Annotated in this window: 12 protein-coding genes; 9 read left to right on the forward strand and 3 right to left on the reverse strand. The window is 47.9% G+C overall.

Annotated elements, in window-relative coordinates; translation table 11 throughout:
* Positions 1-23: 23 nt before the first annotated feature.
* From MCJ35_RS26385 to MCJ35_RS26395, 3 genes are read left to right on the forward strand one after another with little or no spacing between them, the layout of a single operon-like run.
* Positions 24-1,301, forward strand: a complete 1,278-nt coding sequence (locus MCJ35_RS26385) for an NAD(P)/FAD-dependent oxidoreductase (RefSeq protein WP_025484449.1) — start codon at positions 24-26, stop codon at positions 1,299-1,301.
* A complete protein-coding gene (locus tag MCJ35_RS26390; protein WP_025484448.1) occupies positions 1,294-3,453 on the forward strand; it encodes a molybdopterin-containing oxidoreductase family protein in 2,160 nt (719 codons plus the stop codon). Before MCJ35_RS26385 ends, MCJ35_RS26390 begins: the two co-directional genes overlap by 8 nt.
* Positions 3,450-3,980 carry a 4Fe-4S dicluster domain-containing protein gene (locus tag MCJ35_RS26395; RefSeq protein ID WP_008723619.1) on the forward strand — a complete coding sequence of 177 codons (531 nt, stop codon included), beginning with the start codon at positions 3,450-3,452 and terminating at the stop codon, positions 3,978-3,980. The genes MCJ35_RS26390 and MCJ35_RS26395 overlap by 4 nt, the downstream gene beginning before the upstream one ends.
* 68 nt (positions 3,981-4,048) lie before the next feature.
* Here the strand turns inward: MCJ35_RS26395 and MCJ35_RS26400 are convergent, their stop codons facing one another.
* On the reverse strand, positions 4,049-6,181 hold the full coding sequence (locus MCJ35_RS26400; protein WP_025484447.1) for a helix-turn-helix transcriptional regulator: 2,133 nt from the start codon (positions 6,179-6,181) through the stop codon (positions 4,049-4,051).
* Positions 6,182-6,379: 198 nt separating this feature from the next.
* Between MCJ35_RS26400 and MCJ35_RS26405 the strand changes: the two genes are divergently transcribed.
* The 5 genes from MCJ35_RS26405 to MCJ35_RS26425 all read left to right on the forward strand — a co-directional run bounded on the left by MCJ35_RS26405 (position 6,380) and on the right by MCJ35_RS26425 (position 12,567).
* On the forward strand, positions 6,380-7,498 hold the full coding sequence (locus tag MCJ35_RS26405) for an ABC transporter substrate-binding protein (RefSeq protein ID WP_025484446.1): 1,119 nt from the start codon (positions 6,380-6,382) through the stop codon (positions 7,496-7,498).
* Positions 7,499-7,652: 154 nt separating this feature from the next.
* Positions 7,653-8,744: an ABC transporter ATP-binding protein gene (locus MCJ35_RS26410; RefSeq protein WP_008723625.1), complete on the forward strand. Its 1,092-nt coding sequence runs from the start codon at positions 7,653-7,655 to the stop codon at positions 8,742-8,744.
* The gene (locus MCJ35_RS26415) at positions 8,741-10,474 is read left to right on the forward strand and encodes an ABC transporter permease (protein ID WP_050927351.1); all 1,734 of its coding nucleotides are present in this window, start codon (positions 8,741-8,743) and stop codon (positions 10,472-10,474) included. The genes MCJ35_RS26410 and MCJ35_RS26415 overlap by 4 nt, the downstream gene beginning before the upstream one ends.
* Positions 10,475-10,478: 4 nt before the next feature.
* Positions 10,479-11,588, forward strand: a complete 1,110-nt coding sequence (locus MCJ35_RS26420; protein ID WP_025484445.1) for an ABC transporter ATP-binding protein — start codon at positions 10,479-10,481, stop codon at positions 11,586-11,588.
* A 181-nt stretch (positions 11,589-11,769) separates the two neighbouring features.
* Positions 11,770-12,567 carry a GntR family transcriptional regulator gene (locus tag MCJ35_RS26425; protein WP_025484443.1) on the forward strand — a complete coding sequence of 266 codons (798 nt, stop codon included), beginning with the start codon at positions 11,770-11,772 and terminating at the stop codon, positions 12,565-12,567.
* Positions 12,568-12,813: 246 nt separating this feature from the next.
* On the opposite strand, the gene MCJ35_RS26430 is transcribed toward MCJ35_RS26425, so the two are convergent.
* Both MCJ35_RS26430 and MCJ35_RS26435 read right to left on the reverse strand, forming a co-directional pair.
* Positions 12,814-14,130, reverse strand: a complete 1,317-nt coding sequence (locus MCJ35_RS26430; RefSeq protein WP_034577078.1) for a RuBisCO large subunit C-terminal-like domain-containing protein — start codon at positions 14,128-14,130, stop codon at positions 12,814-12,816.
* Between the two features lie 152 nt (positions 14,131-14,282).
* Entirely contained in the window at positions 14,283-15,260 is a 978-nt protein-coding gene (locus MCJ35_RS26435) for a sugar-binding transcriptional regulator (protein ID WP_081739119.1), read from the reverse strand.
* Between the two features lie 398 nt (positions 15,261-15,658).
* Here MCJ35_RS26435 and MCJ35_RS26440 point away from each other — a divergent pair, with 398 nt between their 5' ends.
* On the forward strand, positions 15,659-16,735 hold the full coding sequence (locus MCJ35_RS26440) for a TRAP transporter substrate-binding protein (RefSeq protein WP_240299813.1): 1,077 nt from the start codon (positions 15,659-15,661) through the stop codon (positions 16,733-16,735).
* Positions 16,736-16,746: the final 11 nt, after the last annotated feature.

Below are 16,746 nucleotides of genomic sequence, written 5' to 3' on the forward strand. Positions count from 1 at the left end.
TGATTGGAGGAATTGAAAAATATATGGACAAAGTAGCCATTATTGGCTTTGGTTCTGCCGGATACAACGGAGCGAAGGAAGTGAGGAAACGGTCTCCGGAGGCAGTGATTGATATTTATTCCGACACTGGCCTTGGGCCGTATAATCCGATGCTGACCACCTACTATGTAAAAAATGCCATTCCTTATGATGCGCTTTTTCCGTTCGGTACCCTGGAAGGAATCTGCAGGGATCTGAATTTGAATTATCATATGAATCAGCCGGTTACAGGAATGATACCGGAAGAGAAAATCCTGTGTTTTGCTGATGACAGCCATGTGCGGTATGACCGGATTTTAATCAGTACGGGGGCATCTGCCGTCATGCCTCCTATCCCAGGATTAAATCTGTTCGGAGTATTCAAAATGCGTACTGTCCAGGATGCCGTCTGTTTGAAGGAGAAGTTAGAAAGCGGAACAGTCAAACGTGGTATTGTGATAGGTGCCTCCTGGGTCGGTATCAAGATTGTGGAAAATATGGTGGAACGCAATATTCACTGTACATTGGTGGACGGCGCAGACTGGATGTTCTATACGGCGGCGTTTGAGGAAACTGCAAAGCGCACCCAAAGGGATTTGGAGGCTAAAGGGGTAGGGGTGCATTGTGGGCAGATGCTTTCACACATTGAGGAAGGAGAAGACGGACAGCTTACCGCCGTTATGCAGAGTGGCCGGCGTTTCACCGCGGACATCGTGGCTGTATGCATTGGTGTGCGTATGAATGTCGGTTTTCTGCGGGAAAGCGGTCTGGCTTTGAACCGGGGGGTTCTGGTAGACCGGCGGATGGAAACCAACTATGAAGGAATCTATGCAGCGGGTGACTGCTGCGAAGCATATGATATCCAAAGCAACACACAGCGAAGTATTGGCCTTTGGTTTAATGCGGTTGAACAGGGCAAGGTGGCTGGTGCAAATATGGCGGGTGGACATATGGAGTTTGGCGCCAATGTCCTGGTTAATCTGGCCCACTATCTGGATTATGATTTCATCAGTATTGGGGACGTCAGCTCCTGCTGCAGGCAGGATGAGGTTTATGAATATGAGGACTGCCGCTATTATATCCGTGCCATCCGTAATGGGAAGTCCATTAAGTGTATGAATATAATCGGTTCATCAGATAGTAACGGTATTGTAAAGAACGCGTTTATAAAATCCATCGAAAATCCAGAAGCAGGGTTAAGTATACAGACCATCTGTTATCTGAAAGATAAAGGATTTCCCAATGACTTTATTAACTTCTTAGGAGGAAGATGCCTTGACTGAATTGGAAAAGAAACTGAAAGCAAAAATACCCGGTGATGACACTGGCATAGAAATCCGGCATTCCCTCTGCGCAATCTGCAGCCCCAGCCATCACTGTGGCCTGGACTGCTATGTAAAGGACGGAAAGATAATCCGGGTGGAAGGAACGCCGGAACATCCTTACAGCCATGGTAAACTCTGCACCAAGGGTTCTTCCCAGCGTAATTATATTTACCGGGAGGACCGTATCAGAACGCCGCTGCGCCGTGTAGGAGAGCGTGGAGAGGGTAAGTTTGAACCAATCAGCTGGGATGAAGCATACCATCTCATTGCAGAGGGGCTGAATAAGGTGAAGGAAGAATACTCGCCTCATTCCGTGGCCTTTTACAGCGGATACTCTAAGTGGTACCGTCCAATTTTCCATCGGTTCGCCCATGTGTTCGGCAGTGTGAATTTCGGCACGGATGACAGTGTCTGTGCTGTCTCTAAAAAGATTGCTGACAAGGTGACGGCAGGATGCGAGGGTTCGGCAGATTTAGCGCATGCTAATACATTCCTGGGCTGGAATTATGACGGCTACTATTCCCACCATCTGTCGGTGGAAGGGGTGCGCAGGTTTAAAGAACGTGGAGGAAAGGTCATTATCATTGATATCCGTGATACACCTGCAGCAAAAAATCTGGCTGATATATTCTTACATATTAATCCGGGTACGGATGGCGCCTTGGCCTTAGGTATGGCCAGGCTGATTATAGAAAATGGCTGGGCCGATATGGATTATGTAGAAAAATATACATATGGCTTTGAAGCGTACAAGACATTGGTCCAGGAGTACCCATTGGACAAGGTCAGCGGGATTACGGGTATTAAACCAGAGGACATCTACGAAGCGACAAAACTTTTTGCCACCAATGGTCCGGCCAGTACTAATTATTCAGCTTCTGCACTTGTTCACCATATCAATGGCTTTAACGCACACAGGGCAGTCCTGTGTCTGGCTGCCTTGACAGGGAACTTTGACAGAGCTGGCGGCAATTACCCGGAACCGGCCTCTTTCCTTCGCCAATCCGCGGGATTTAAAACCAGGGATGAAGAATTCAGGACCTGCCGCGAACCAGATGGGCCTGCACGTATCGGTGCCGGGCGTTTTCCGCTGTGGGATACTAAGTTTAATGAATTCCAGGCCATGGACCTGATCAGACAGATGGAGGAGGAAACACCTTATCCTGTTAAGGCCATATTTGCCCTGGGCCTGAATGCCAAAATGTTTCCGGAGACAGACAGGCTTTTGGAGGTCATGAAGCGAAAACTGGATTTTATCGTGGATGTGGACCTTTTTATGACTACATCGGCAAATTATGCTGATATCGTACTGCCGGCCTGTACCTCTGTAGAGCGCAGTGAACTGAAATGCTATGCAGGCGGATATCTTTTTTATACTAAACCGGCGATACAGCCATTGTATGAATCCAAGTCTGATGTGGACATTCTCTGTGAACTTGCCAGTGTCATGAAGCTGGACGATGAACTGTTAAAAAAAGGCTATGAGGCCTGTCTGGACTGGATGATTGACGGCTGTGGCCTGACGATTGGGGATTTGAAGAAAAGTGATTTACCTGTTAAAGTGCCGACAGCCGTATGGCCGGTACAGCCAGGTGGATGTTTAAAAAATGGTTTTAATACCCCGACAGGAAAATTCGAATTTTATTCCATGACAATAGCAGCAGTAGATTCCCGATTTGGCCTGGACCCGCTGCCCAGCTACCGGGATCCCCTGGATGATCAGAACAGTCCTGAAATGAAGGAAAAGTATCCCTTCTATCTTTGCACGGGCGCCCGCATGCCTTATGCAATCCACTCACGTGTCCATGAGACCCCATGGCTTCGCAGCCTGCGGCCACATCCTACCTGTGAAATCAACTGTCAGGATGCCGACAGATTGGGGCTTATGGATGGGGATGATGTGACATTGTCCAGTCCATATGGTGAAATACACATGATGGTCAAAGTCACAGGTAAAATTAAACCAGGTGTAATCCTTGCCCTGCATGGCTATACAGAGGCCAATGTAAACAACCTCATCGGACGTAACCATCTGGATCCATATACCGGTTTTCCTGGATATAAAGGAATGCGTTGCAATATCAGTAAAAGTGAGGAGACGGAAGAATGAAACATGTTTTTGTATTTGACGAGAATCGCTGCTGTGCCTGCTCTGCCTGTATGATGGGGTGTATGGATCAGAATGATATTGATTTGGCGGCAGGAGAATCCTGCTTTAGGAAAACATACGATAATGAGGTAGAAATGGCGGATGGCAGCACCTACTGCGCTTATCTTTCTGCTGCCTGCATGCATTGTGTGGATGCACCATGTATTGCTGCCTGTCCGGTTGGATGCCTGATTAAGGATCAGGAAACCGGATTTACAATTTATGACAACACCAACTGCATCGGCTGCAAAAGCTGCGCCCTGGCCTGTCCTTTCGGAGCTCCCCGTTACCGTCCATCAGATGGGAAGATGATTAAATGTGACGGATGCAATACGAGGGTAAAGTATGGCCTACAGCCTGCATGTGTCCGTGCCTGCTCTTTTGGCGCTTTAACCTGTGTGCCTGAGGATGAGTATATGGAAAATAATGAAAAAAAGGCATGTAATATGCTGCTGTCGCAGTTAAATCTGAAAAAAGTAAAACGATAAAACAAAAGCAGTTAATGGGCGGTGGGTTCTCTTTCTGTCCATTGACTGCTTTCTCATTTCATACCCCTTCACCCCGCCCGGTACGTTGCCGGGGTAATCCCCGTAAGCTTCTTAAACAGCACATAAAAGTACTTAATATTCGAGAACCCCACGCTCTGGGCAATCTCCTCCACTGACAGGTCGGTCTGGCGCAGCAGGCGCATGCTTTCCTCCAGCCGGCAGGTATTGATATAGTCGTTGATGGAACGGCCGTAGGAATTCTTGAACAGCCGACCCAGATAGGCATTGTTCATCTGGATCATATCCGCAATGCGCTGGGAATTGAGGCTGCTGTCGTGGTAGTGCTCTTGGACGATGCCCTTGATCTGTTTTGCCAGTTCGGAGTATTTTTCCGCCTTTTTCTCGCTGTAATTCTCACAGATGGCCACAAATGCGCGGTCAAATGCCTGGTCTATCTCGTCCAGGTCCTTAATCTGCTCCAGGGATTCCGGCAGCAGTTTCTGGCTGTCCTTTAGCAGTTCAGATGAAAATTCATTCAATATATTGCAGATGGTATCCTCGGCCCGGTTAAGGATGTACTGGAAGTCATCATACCTGTAGTTGGCAATGGTGTCGCGGATTTCCTGCCATTTGGCCCTGCTCAGGTCCAGACTGCCGGACTTGAGGCGCACAATCAGGTCCGTAAAATCCCGGGTGGTCACGGTGTTAGCGGAAGCCTTTGTGAAAAGCGCTTCCTCCGGAACCAGCCGGTCCTCCTGCTTCAGCACCAGGCTTAACCTGCGCAGCTCATGGAGATTGGAGGAATGCACCAGCAGACTGTCAAAGTCCGTGAACAGGACGCTTTGGAACAGGCGGCAGTCCAGTGTTCCTGACAGGTACAGGGCCAGGCTGTGATAGTCTTCCTCCGATTGGTAGACGCCGATGCAGGCATAAATATGGGAGGATTTGGTGACCACCAGCTCGGGATGCTGCTTCTCCACCAGCCCATAGATGTCCTTTCTGTGAAGGGCATGTATCAGCATAAGCCCAAAGGGACCTTCCATATTCTTAAACAGCCGTGCAGATGAGAGGGAAAGCTTACCTGCCAGCATATCGTAAAAAATCTGTTCCAGGCTGGTGCGCTCGGACCTGGACACCACGGCATCAATCTGCTCCTTCAGCGGAAGGGGCGGGGTATCCTGGACATCTGCCTCATCCCCTTCCAGGAACTTGTTGATGGTGGTGATGGCGTCCTTCATTTTCAGCATGGGCATCAGGGCGTAAATCAGCAGGATAAGCAGGGCGCAGCCAAAGACAGAGATTAATGTGACCATAAAATACACGACAATCTGCCGGAAGTATAAAAGGCGGGGCAGGGCTTTGGACAGGGAGGAAATCTTCATATAGGTGTGCCCGGTGGTCAGGGATTCATAATACATGCAGATCTCCTTTTTCTTTTTGTTGATAAAATACCCGCTGTTTTTTTCAATTGTAATAAGCGGATAGTAGTCCGCATACTTTTCAAGGAGCGAATCGCTGGCCGATACCAGCACGTCTCCTTTTTTATTGATGACAATCAGGTCCGAGGACGGATTGGAAGCCAGCAGGGCCCGCTTGTACCATTCGCTTTTGACGGTGATGATCAGGGTGCTGGGTTTGGGGGAACCATTGGGATTAATCTCATAAAACATGAAGGTATAAAATTCCCGGCCCTCAGGTCCCTCCTCATGGCTGTAAATGGGCTTAAACCGGTTTTCGTTGGTGCGGTTCATCAGCAGTTCCCGGATCTGCGTGTTCCTGTAGGTATCGATGGACTGGTCCGGGAAGGACGGGTCTGTGGAGTATACCCGGTTGGTATATCCGTTATGGATGATGATGGACTCGGCAAATTCCGTGGAACTTAAGGACGTGTTCAAATCCCTGGTCATGTATACGCGGTCCGTATTGGAAAACGAAGCAGCGCCCATCATGGTTTTAACTGCATTGGAATAGAAAAGCTGCATCCCATAGTTCACAATGGATGAATTGATGGTTTCGGTCAGGGTATCAATCTGGATGGCAAAATCCCGGTTCAGGTCTGAGATGGAGTCGTAGGTGATGCGCTCAAATATGCGGAACAAGGTGAAAAAGACAGCGGAAAGCATCACGATAAATCCTGTGCCAAAGGCCAGGATGCGGATTGCCTGTCTGATTTTTTTCGATTCATATACCGGTTTATTCATATTTTTACCTTCCACAGTATCGTTTAATTTTTGTAAGGTTTAAAAATTGTACATCGGTTTACTTCCGCATTTTTCATACTTTACATAGTTTAGCATAAAATTTACAATCAAATCAACTGCAAAACAAACAAATTGCACAAGGGAATGTGAAAATTATCCCAGATGCAAAAATTAAACGTATTGAGGGAGGTATTATCTATGAAGAAAACATTAGCAGTTATCCTGGCATCAGCAATGGCAGTGTCACTGACAGCCTGCGGCGGTTCCAAGGCGCCGGAGACAACGGCGGCAAAGACCGAGGCCCCTGCAGCAGATTCCAAAGCAGAAGACTCCAAAATGGAAGATAAGGCAGAGGACACCCAGGCAGCCGGCGGCGATGCCCAGGCGGCTTCTGACGCATCCGGCAATGTCATGCTCTACTCCTCCATGCAGGAAGACCAGCTTATGGCCATCAAGGAAGGGTTTGAAAAGAAGTATCCTAACATTAAGATGGATTATTACTTTGCAGGAACCGGCAAGGTCATCACAAAAATCGCAACCGAGCACCAGTCCGGGCAGGTGGCGGCAGACGTTATATGGGTAGGAGACCCGTCTGACTACATAGGATTTAAGAAGGAAGGCATTCTTGCAAAATACTCCTCTCCGGAAGCAGGCGCCATTGCGGATAAGTTCATTGATTCAGAAGGATATTACACCGGGGCGCGTATGATGAACATGTCCATCGGATATAACTCATCCCTGGTCACGGAGGAAGAGGCCCCCAAGTCATGGAATGACCTGCTGGATGCCAAGTGGAACAACCAGATTGTCATGACAGACCCGTCTTCCGCCGGAACAACCAAGTACTTTGTAGGGGCGCTGCTTTCCAGCCCTGACTACGGCGAGGAGTATTTCCAGAAATTAAAAGATAACGGATGCGAGCTGGAGTCCGGCACGACCGCAACCCATAACCAGGTAGCGGCCGGGGCTTATAAGGTCGGCATCATGCTGGATTATGTGACACAGAACCTGATGGATGAAGGCTCACCTTTGGGCTTTACGTATATTGATTCCGACCTGGTATCCATCTTCTCCCCAATCGGTCTGGTGGAAGGATGTGCCAACGAGACAAACGGAAAGCTGCTGTATGATTTCATCCTTTCCAAGGAAGGCCAGGAAATCCTGGTTGAGAACAACCTGCTCTCCGTAAGGGATGACGTTGACCAGAAGGGCGCAAGCGTGGAAGATATTGCCAAGGCAGCCATGACAGTTGACCTCCAGTCCCTGTCTGATAATTCAGACCAGATCATCGACACATTTGACAAGATTTTTAAGTAAGGATATGGGTATGGATTCCAGACAGGAATCCGGGTAAGGAACGTAAGTGTATGGATGCGGGGCCGGAAGAAGTTCCGGCCCTGTTAAATGTAATGGATTAGATTAGATGGATTGGATTAAATGGATTGGAATATAAGGGACAGGAGGAACTAGAATGGCCAGTATCAAGTTTGACAACGTATCCTTTGCCTATGGGGACAATCAGATTTTAAAGAACTTTTCCCTGGACGTGGATGACAGCCAGATCATGTGCCTGGTAGGCCCGTCGGGATGCGGAAAAACCACATTAATCCGCTGCCTGCTGGGATTCAACAAGCCAAGTTCAGGGGAGATATGGATTGGGGACCGGTGTGTGTTCTCCCAGGCAAAGCGCATTAACATCCCGCCGGAGCGCCGCGGCGTGGGCGTGGTGTTCCAGGATTACGCCGTGTGGCCCCATATGACGGTCCTGGAAAATGTCTGCTACCCCATGAAGAAACGCAGGATGTCCAAGGCAGAGATTAAGCAGAAGGCGGAAAATGCCTTAAAGCAGGTCCGCATGACGGAATATGCCAATTATCTGCCCAGCCAGCTTTCTGGAGGGCAGCAGCAGCGTGTAGCCATTGCCAGGGCATTGGTCAGCTCGGATGCGGTCATTGTCATGGATGAACCGATTACCAATCTGGACGCCAAGCTCCGTGAGGAAATGCTCATCGAGATACGGCAGATCCAGAAGAACATAGGCACCACGATTTTTTATATTACCCATGACCAGGAGGCGTCCCTGCAGCTGTGTGACAAGATGGCAATCATGAACCAGGATGGGGAGCTGTGCCAGCTTGGAGCGGACGAGGACATCATCCTCAGGCCGGCCAACCGGTTTGTGTTTGAGTTCATCGGCGTGTCCAATTTCTTTACACTGAGCAAACTGGGAAGTGACTGGTGCTTTGCAGGAAACAGGAAGCTGGTATTTGACGGGGAGGTTCCTGCGGGATTTGACAGGCAGGGGGTTGTGGATATGGGGGTCAGGCCCAACAATATCACCTTCGACCCGGCTTCGCCTGTAAAGGCAAAGGTAAAGCGCTCCGTATTCCTGGGGAGTGAATACGATTATTTTGTGGAGTTTGACGGCAGGGAGGTCCGTGTCCAGAAAAATGCTTTTGACGCCATGCATACAGGCGCAGTGGAACAGGAAGGGGATACGGTTGGACTTAGGTTCGTAAGCCCGGAGTTTTATCCCGCTGCCGGAAAGGAGGAAGCCGTATGACATTCAGGAGAAAACGCGCCATGACCAGCGGCTCGGAGCTGGCCGCCATGGAGGGCAGGAGGTTCGGCCTGGACCAGGCCATGACAGGTTTAAGCTTTGTACTGCTGCTCATCATTGTGGCAATTCCTATTTTCATGATTGTGTACAATGCATTTTTCTATGAGAATAAGTTTGATATCAGCCTTTTCATATCAGTCATAGGAAATGTAGATAACCTGAAGGCAATGTGGAATACAATCGTGATTGCCCTGGCAGTTACTTTATTCGGCACCATAATGGGCCTGTTCTATGCATGGCTTCTGGGACGGAGCGATATTCCGGCCAAAGGCTTCATGCGGGCCATGTTCACCATCCCTTATATGTTCCCTCCGTTCTTCGGGGCCATGGCGTGGGATCTGCTCTTTTCCGGCAGGGCCGGTTACGTGAACAAATGGCTGATGGCCACCTTCCATCTGGCCAATGCGCCCATCAACATCAACAGCATCGGCGGCATCATATTCGTGGAGTGTTCTTATTACTTCCCATTTGTATTCATGCAGGTGGTAAGCGCGCTGGAGCGCATGGACCCCACGCTGGAGGAATCGGCCAGGATTGCAGGCGCGAAGCAGGGCCAGGTCATTGCAAAAATCACGATTCCGCTTGTAAAGCCCGCCATATCCGCAGGCGCGCTGCTGATACTGATTTCCTCGCTGGCACATTTCGGCGTGCCTTCCATCCTTGGTTTTTCCAAGAATATTTATACACTGCCAACCATGATATATGCACTGATTTATAAATCCTCGGGAAGCTTTGAGGGAATCCGGCAGGGCGCGGCCCTTTCCATCCTTTTGGTGGCGGTGGTGTCGGTGGCCCTGGTAATCCAGAAGCGGGTGTTAAGTTCAGGCAGCTATGATATCATCAAGGGCAAATCCATGCGGCCCACGCTGATTAAGCTTAGAGGGGCAAAGTACCCCCTGCTGGCATTTGCCTGCCTGACACTGGTTGTCATTGTCGTGGTCCCGCTGGTGATGATATTCCTGGTAGCCCTTGTAAATGCATACGGACTGCCGCTTACGCCGGAGAACTTCTCACTGAAGAATTATCAGAAGGTGCTGACCTCCCCGGCCACCCTGGATTCCATCAAGAACTCGCTGTTCCTGTCCGTCACGGCCGGAATCGTGTGTATGTTCTTAGGCGTCATGGTCGCATACGTTATCAACCGGATTAAGCCAAAGGGGAAAGGCGTCCTGGAAATCCTTTCCGTGCTTCCGTATTCAATACCGGGCACGGTGCTGGCAATCGGCGTCATCCTTTCCTGGTCCGGTTCCATTTTCGGAATTAAGCTTTATAATACCATCTGGATCATCCTGGTGGCATACATGGCAAGGTATCTGTCCTTCTCCATGAAGAGCGCGTCCGCATCCCTGCAGCAGGTGAACTCGTCCCTGGAGGAAGCGTCCAGGGCCTGCGGCGCATCCCATACAGAATCCTTAAAGGATATCACCCTGCCCTTAATCCGGCCGGCCATGGTATCGGGCTTCTTCCTGATATTCCTTCCGGCCATGAGGGAGCTGACCACATCCATCCTTCTGTATGGGCCGTATACAAGGACATTGGGCGTGCAGATCTACTCCCTGCGCGATGCGGGCATGATACCCCAGGCGTCCGCCCTGGCATCACTGGCAATCCTGATCATTATTATATGTAATACAATTGTTACGCAAATCACCAAGGACAGGAAGGGAGCGTAAGATTATGGCACAGGAACAGGTAATATTACAGCATGTTACAAAGCGCTTCACAACCAGAACCATGGGCACGGTTACGGCGGTGGATGATTTTAACCTCAGCATAAAGGAAGGGGAGTGCTTCTCCTTCCTGGGGCCTTCGGGCTGCGGCAAGACCACCACGCTGCGTATGATAGCCGGGTTTGAGGATTTGTCAGAGGGGGAAATCCATCTCTGCGGGAAACCGGTGTCGGTCAAGTCAAAGAATCTGTATGTGCCGCCGGAGGAGAGAGGGCTTGGGATGGTGTTCCAGGCATTTGCGGTATGGCCCCATATGAATATATTTGACAATGTGGCATTTCCCTTAAAAATCCAGAAGGTCAATAAAACGGATATGACAAAGCGGGTAAAGGAAGCCCTGCACCACTGCAGCCTGGATGGGCTGGAGGAAGTTTACCCATCCGACCTTTCCGGCGGCCAGCAGCAGCGGATTGCCCTGGCCAGGGCAATTGTCACCAATCCCAGGGTCATGCTTCTGGATGAACCCCTTTCCAATCTGGATCCTAAGCTTCGGGAATCCATGCGGTTTGAGATTAAGGAGCTTCAGAGGAAGTTTAATTTTACCATTATCTTCGTCACCCATGACCAGTCCGAGGCCATGGCCATATCGGACCGGATGATGGTCTGCGACATGGGCAGGATCATGCAGATTGACACACCGGAGAACCTCTACAGGAAACCTAACTCCAGGTTCGTCCACAGTTTCCTGGGCGAATCCACCTTCATGGATGTGGTCATCAAGGACAATAAGGCATATCCCAAGGGGGATATGGGCCAGTCCTTAAACCTGGCGGTTCCGGCTGATGCGGCCAGCGAGATGGTGGTGGCCACAAGACCTAACGCCATCCGGCTCACATCGGACCGTGGATTCAGGACCCATGTGGAGAAGAGGATATTCCTGACAGACAGGACCGAGTATCTGGTGCCGGTGGGGGAACAGCTGGTGAAGGTGGAGACGCCCCACCGGGTGGTATTCTCCCCGGGCGAGGCCTGCTGCATCGATATCGCCGACCCCATGTGGTATCCGCTGGAAGATAAGAAGGCGGAGGAAGAGAGGATTAAGAGACAGCTGGTATGATTGGATGATTTGATACTGAAGGATTAGCTGCCGCCCGGCCTATTTATGCCGGGCGGTATTCGTGCATGCCGTCATGGGCCGCACCCTGTTCTGTATGGACAGGGTGCGGCTTATTTTGGTAGCCAAATGATTTGTTAGGGGGTATAATGGGGAAAGACAGTATATTTGCAGGAGGGGACAGATGACGGAGGATAATATGGTGGATTCCGTGCCCAGAAGGGTCAGGAAAACCGATTTAAAATCACAGGTGGAAGAAGAACTTGTCCGCTTTATAAAACACATGGACCTGGCTGTCAACAGGAAGCTGCCAAGGGAGGAAGAACTGGCCAGGATGTTAGGCGTCAGCCGCATTACCCTGCGCAGCGTTCTGGATGATCTGTCTGCCAAGGGCATGATATTCCGCAAGCACGGGAAGGGCACGTTTGTCAACAGCAGCTTCTTTGAGATGAAGGCCAGCTTTAACCCGGTCATGCATTTTGCGGATATGATAAGGAACAGCGGCTATGAGCCAAGGGTGGAGATGATTGACCATCAGATTGTGAAGGCGGACCGGGATGTGGCCGGACGTCTGGAGATAGAAGAGGGCAGCGACGCGCTGGTGTGCGATAAGATATTCTATGCGGACAAGCAGATATGCGCTGTTACCAGGGACTATATCCCCCTTTCATACCTGAACGGGGTGGATATGGCGGAGCTGGACCGCTATGTTAATTCTGTATTCTATTTTATGTATAAGGCCAGCGGCAAGAAGCTGGAGTGGGATAAGGTGGAACTGAACGCGGTGTACAGCCGGGACGACGCGCTGCTTGACCGGCTCTTAAAGGCGGCCGGAATCGGGCCTAAGGCGTTCCTGCTGCTTAAAGGGGTAAACTTTGACGAGGAAGGCACCCCGGCTGTGTATACATGGGAGTATGTGGATACGGAGATACTTAAATATAGCCAGATCCGTAAGAGGATTCTGCATTATGAGGATGTGTAGCGGGGGCATTTGAGCTTTGATATGCTTATCCGTTATTGCTGTGGCGTTTTCGCGTGTAGACAATAGGTATAATAGAAAATAGCATCTATCATTGATGCCATTTTACGGAGGTCATCAGATTTTGTATCTGATGACCCTTCTATTTCCTTTTAAATCAGGCACCTGTTTTGTCAAGTGCCTGATGCCGATTTTCCTAATTATCGGCGCCGGATATTTTGGATGAAAAACACAGTATAAATAATTAAGTTAGCCTTTCAAGTCATAATTACCACTCGGATTTTCTTTATATATTCCCCAGGCATTTAATGCGGCTCCCAGCTCTTCGTATTGCTTTCCGGCTTTTTCAAGGCTCTGTCCTGCCAGGACTGCATCGATGCCCTGTCGGAATGCCCGGGCACCTGCGGCTGGTCCCATTGGATGACCGTGGATGGCGCCACCGGCCGCAATTATTACATCATTTCCGAATTTATTCATAATATCTTCTATATGACCCTGGGTGGTTCCGCCGCCAGGCATTGCAAAGATTGGTTTGATATTACCCATAGGAATTGTCATGGCATACCCACAGTCTATGAAGGTATCCATAAGCATTGGGAATTTTCCATATGGGCTTAAGGCAATTATCATATCCAGCCCGGCAAGTCTTGGAAGCTTAGCGTTCATCAGTTTGGTGGATGTACCGCACCATTCACATGCAGTACTGGCCCCTACATAATCAGAGTGCCCCAGAATCGGAACATTGATTTCAGGGTCTTCCGTAATCATTCTGGCAACATCCAGCCCAACTGTAGCATAATTCAGCATAAGGCAGTTAGCACCTGCTTCAAGTGCTTTAAGTGCATTTTCCTTAATACGGTCAGCGCGGTCTGTGATATTAAATGCAAATAAGGTTTTTTCTCCCTTTATCTTGTCTGCATCCTGGATTGCTGGCATGACAGTTTTTACACGTTCTATTAATGGGCAATGGGGAGGATTCGCAACTAATTCGTCATCCTTGATGATATCTACACCACCAACAGCGGCCTGATAGGCAAGTTCGGCTGTTTTTTCCGGACTGAGGCCCGTACATGGTTTAATCATGTTATTAAGGAGTGGTCTGTCATGAACACCAAGAATATCACGGATTCCCTGGATTCCGAATTTAGGTCCGGGGAAGAAGTTCAGGAACTCCTGTGGGAATTCCAGATCCAGCAGTTTAACCTTGCCTGAACTGGAAATATTTCCAATAACAGTGCTCAGCATCATAGAAAACTGAGGCCCGAAATTTTTCCATGGATAAGCAATGCGGATGATGAAGTGACGTTCATGTATATCATCTGGCATGGTTCCCTGATAGGATGGTGCCTCATATACCCCGACTACGCGTCCCATGGTGAGTTCTCTGACTTCCGGAGTTTCTCCAGGAACCTTAATCCAGGTACCGCAGGTCTGCTCCACTGCTAGGGCGGCAGCAAACTTCAACATATTGGTGTTGCGTTTTGCAGCACAATAATAGGTTGCAATAATGAACCTCTCTTTTTCCAGTCCTTCTGGTGCCTGCACTAAAATCGGATCAATATACATACTTTTAAGCTCCTTTCAACGTTTATGAAGATAAATGAGTGAGTGATTTTGACATCATCATATACTTGATGCGGTTAGAGTACAATAAAGAAAGGTTTTTCAATATGGTATTTTACTGGAAAACCATATTGAAAAAAATACCTATAACATATTTAGAACAATTCGGTCAGACGTAATGCAAGGTCTTCGCTGATTACCAGGACATTGACAAGCCCGCCCTTTAAGGCGGCGTTTAGGGTATAGGCTTTGTATTCACCGCTTGCAACAATGATTTTACAGGGGATTTTTTTGTAATCCTCAAAGGATATGGATAGAGTCCTGTTTTTTAAACTAGTATCGCATTCTTCGCCTTTTTCATTAAAGAAACGCAGAAGAAGGTCACCGTAAACATTTTCATCCTTTAGTTCCTGAAGTTCGTAGCCTGAAAGATAAGATGAATTGGCTAATGGGGATGTTGCCTCTGGATAAAAGGAACCTATCCCACTTACGGTTATCGTGGTACGGTCAAGAAGCTGGGATATTTTAACGATATCCGGTTTTTTATGAATGATATTTAATATTTCTTCTGAGGCCTGGAGGCCGTCATAATATAGTCCGGCTGTCTGAGCTCCGCCAAATGCCATTGAAGCGCGGTGGACCAGGTTTTGGGCTTCGAGTTCTTCTAAATAATTTCCAAGGTTTCCATGCAAAGTAACAAAAGACGTACCAGCTTTTTGGCATGGGTTTAAGTAATGGATTAAATAATACATGGTCCGTCCCCATGCCAATCCAAGGATATCATTATCTTTTATGATTCGTTGCAGATAACGGGCTCCTTCCAATGCGGTAAGCTGCTTTATGGACATGCTTTTATTGATTATATTCCTGAAATCAAGAGATACCACAATGACATCACTAAGGGAATATTGGTTCTTGATTTTATTCCCAAGAGATAAAGCGGATTGGTATGCATCTGCAATGGAAAACTGGATGATTCCCAGGTCCTTTGCACGCTGAAGCATACGTGAAACTGTTACGTTTGAGATGTTAAGTATAGATGCGATTTCTTTCTGTGACATGTTCTCCAAATAATATAGTTCGGCTGTTTTTAGTGCCAGCCAGGTGGATGGCATATATGTTTCTCCTATCATAATAACTCCTCCGTAGATATAAGGACAAATTGAAATTGTCTAATGCTATGTTATCCATGTTGATATTTTATATAAGCTGCATATCAGGACCTACTGAAAAGTATAAAAAACCCGCGCCTAAAAAGAATTAGTGAAAATAATTTCTATACATATTATCAATAAAACGACTATTGAAATAAATTTCTTTATGGAAAAATAACAACTAATAATCTATGCTTTTTATAGACACTTGTGCAGATGTACAAAAATATTAGAAGAGGGGGGATTGAAAAACTTAAGGACCTTTGTGAATATTGTAACGTGGCATAACGAATCCAGTAATTTGATTTGAAAGGATGATAGGTGAGGGTATGAAAAAAATGTTATTAGTGTTGGTAAGCGCAGCAATGGCAGCAGCAATGACAGCATGTTCTTCTGGCAGTAAGACAACGGGCCAGCCGCCACAGACAGAAAAACAGGTTCAGACAGATACGGAAAATCAGGAGAAGGATGGGGATGTATCTGTGGATAATACGGGTAATATAAGAGGAAGCGGTACAAAGATAGATATAGCATTCTGTAATGTGGCCCCATCCAGCCATCCGCAGAATATAGCATATAGGGCATTTGCAGATAAAGTTAAAACAGAGACAGATGGTAATATTACCATAACTGTTTATGATAATGCCCAGATGGGAAATATACTGGAACTGTTCCAGCAGACAATTGACGGTACAATCCAGATGTGCATTGTGCCAACATCTACCTTAGGTTCATTTGATGAGGGGCTGCTTGTCAGTGATCTGCCTTTTTTATGGCCATCTGCCCAAATAGCCATTGATGTGCTGCTGGATGAATCAAATGGTATAGCAAAGGACCTGGTAGCAAATCTTTCTGCAAAAGGAACGATATGTCTGGGATGGCAGGATAATGGTTACAACTCATTCGCAAACAGCACCAGGCCGATTACATGTCCGGATGATATGAAAGGGCTGACAATGAGGGTACCGGAGAACCAGTGTGACCTGGCGCTCGTTGAAGCCTGCGGTGCATCACCTACTACAATGGCATCCAATGAGGTTTATACGGCTCTGCAGACCGGCGTGGTGGATGGTCATGATTTTGGTGCAATTATTACAATGACAGGAGGATATGATGAGGTAACTAAATATTATACGGATGATAATCATTTGTTAAAATTAAATGCTGTTTTTGCAAACCAGGCCTGGTGGGATGGCCTTGATACAGCTGATAAGGATTATCTTGCAGAAGAGATATATACTATGTGCCGTGAAGCGGATAAAGGCTGCTGGGATTTGGAAGCCAGTATTTTAGATGAAATGGAAGCATCGGATAGTATGGAACTGCATCGTCTGACAGATGAAGAAAGGCAGCAATTTGTTGATATCGGAGAATCCCTATGGGTAAAATTTAACGATAGGATTGATACGGACCTGCTAAAACGGATTCAGGGTGAAATTGCTAAACGTAAATAGCATTGTAATGA

The sequence above is a fragment of the Enterocloster sp. OA13 genome (genome assembly GCF_022440595.1).
GTDB classification, from domain to species: Bacteria; Bacillota; Clostridia; order Lachnospirales; family Lachnospiraceae; genus Enterocloster; species Enterocloster hominis.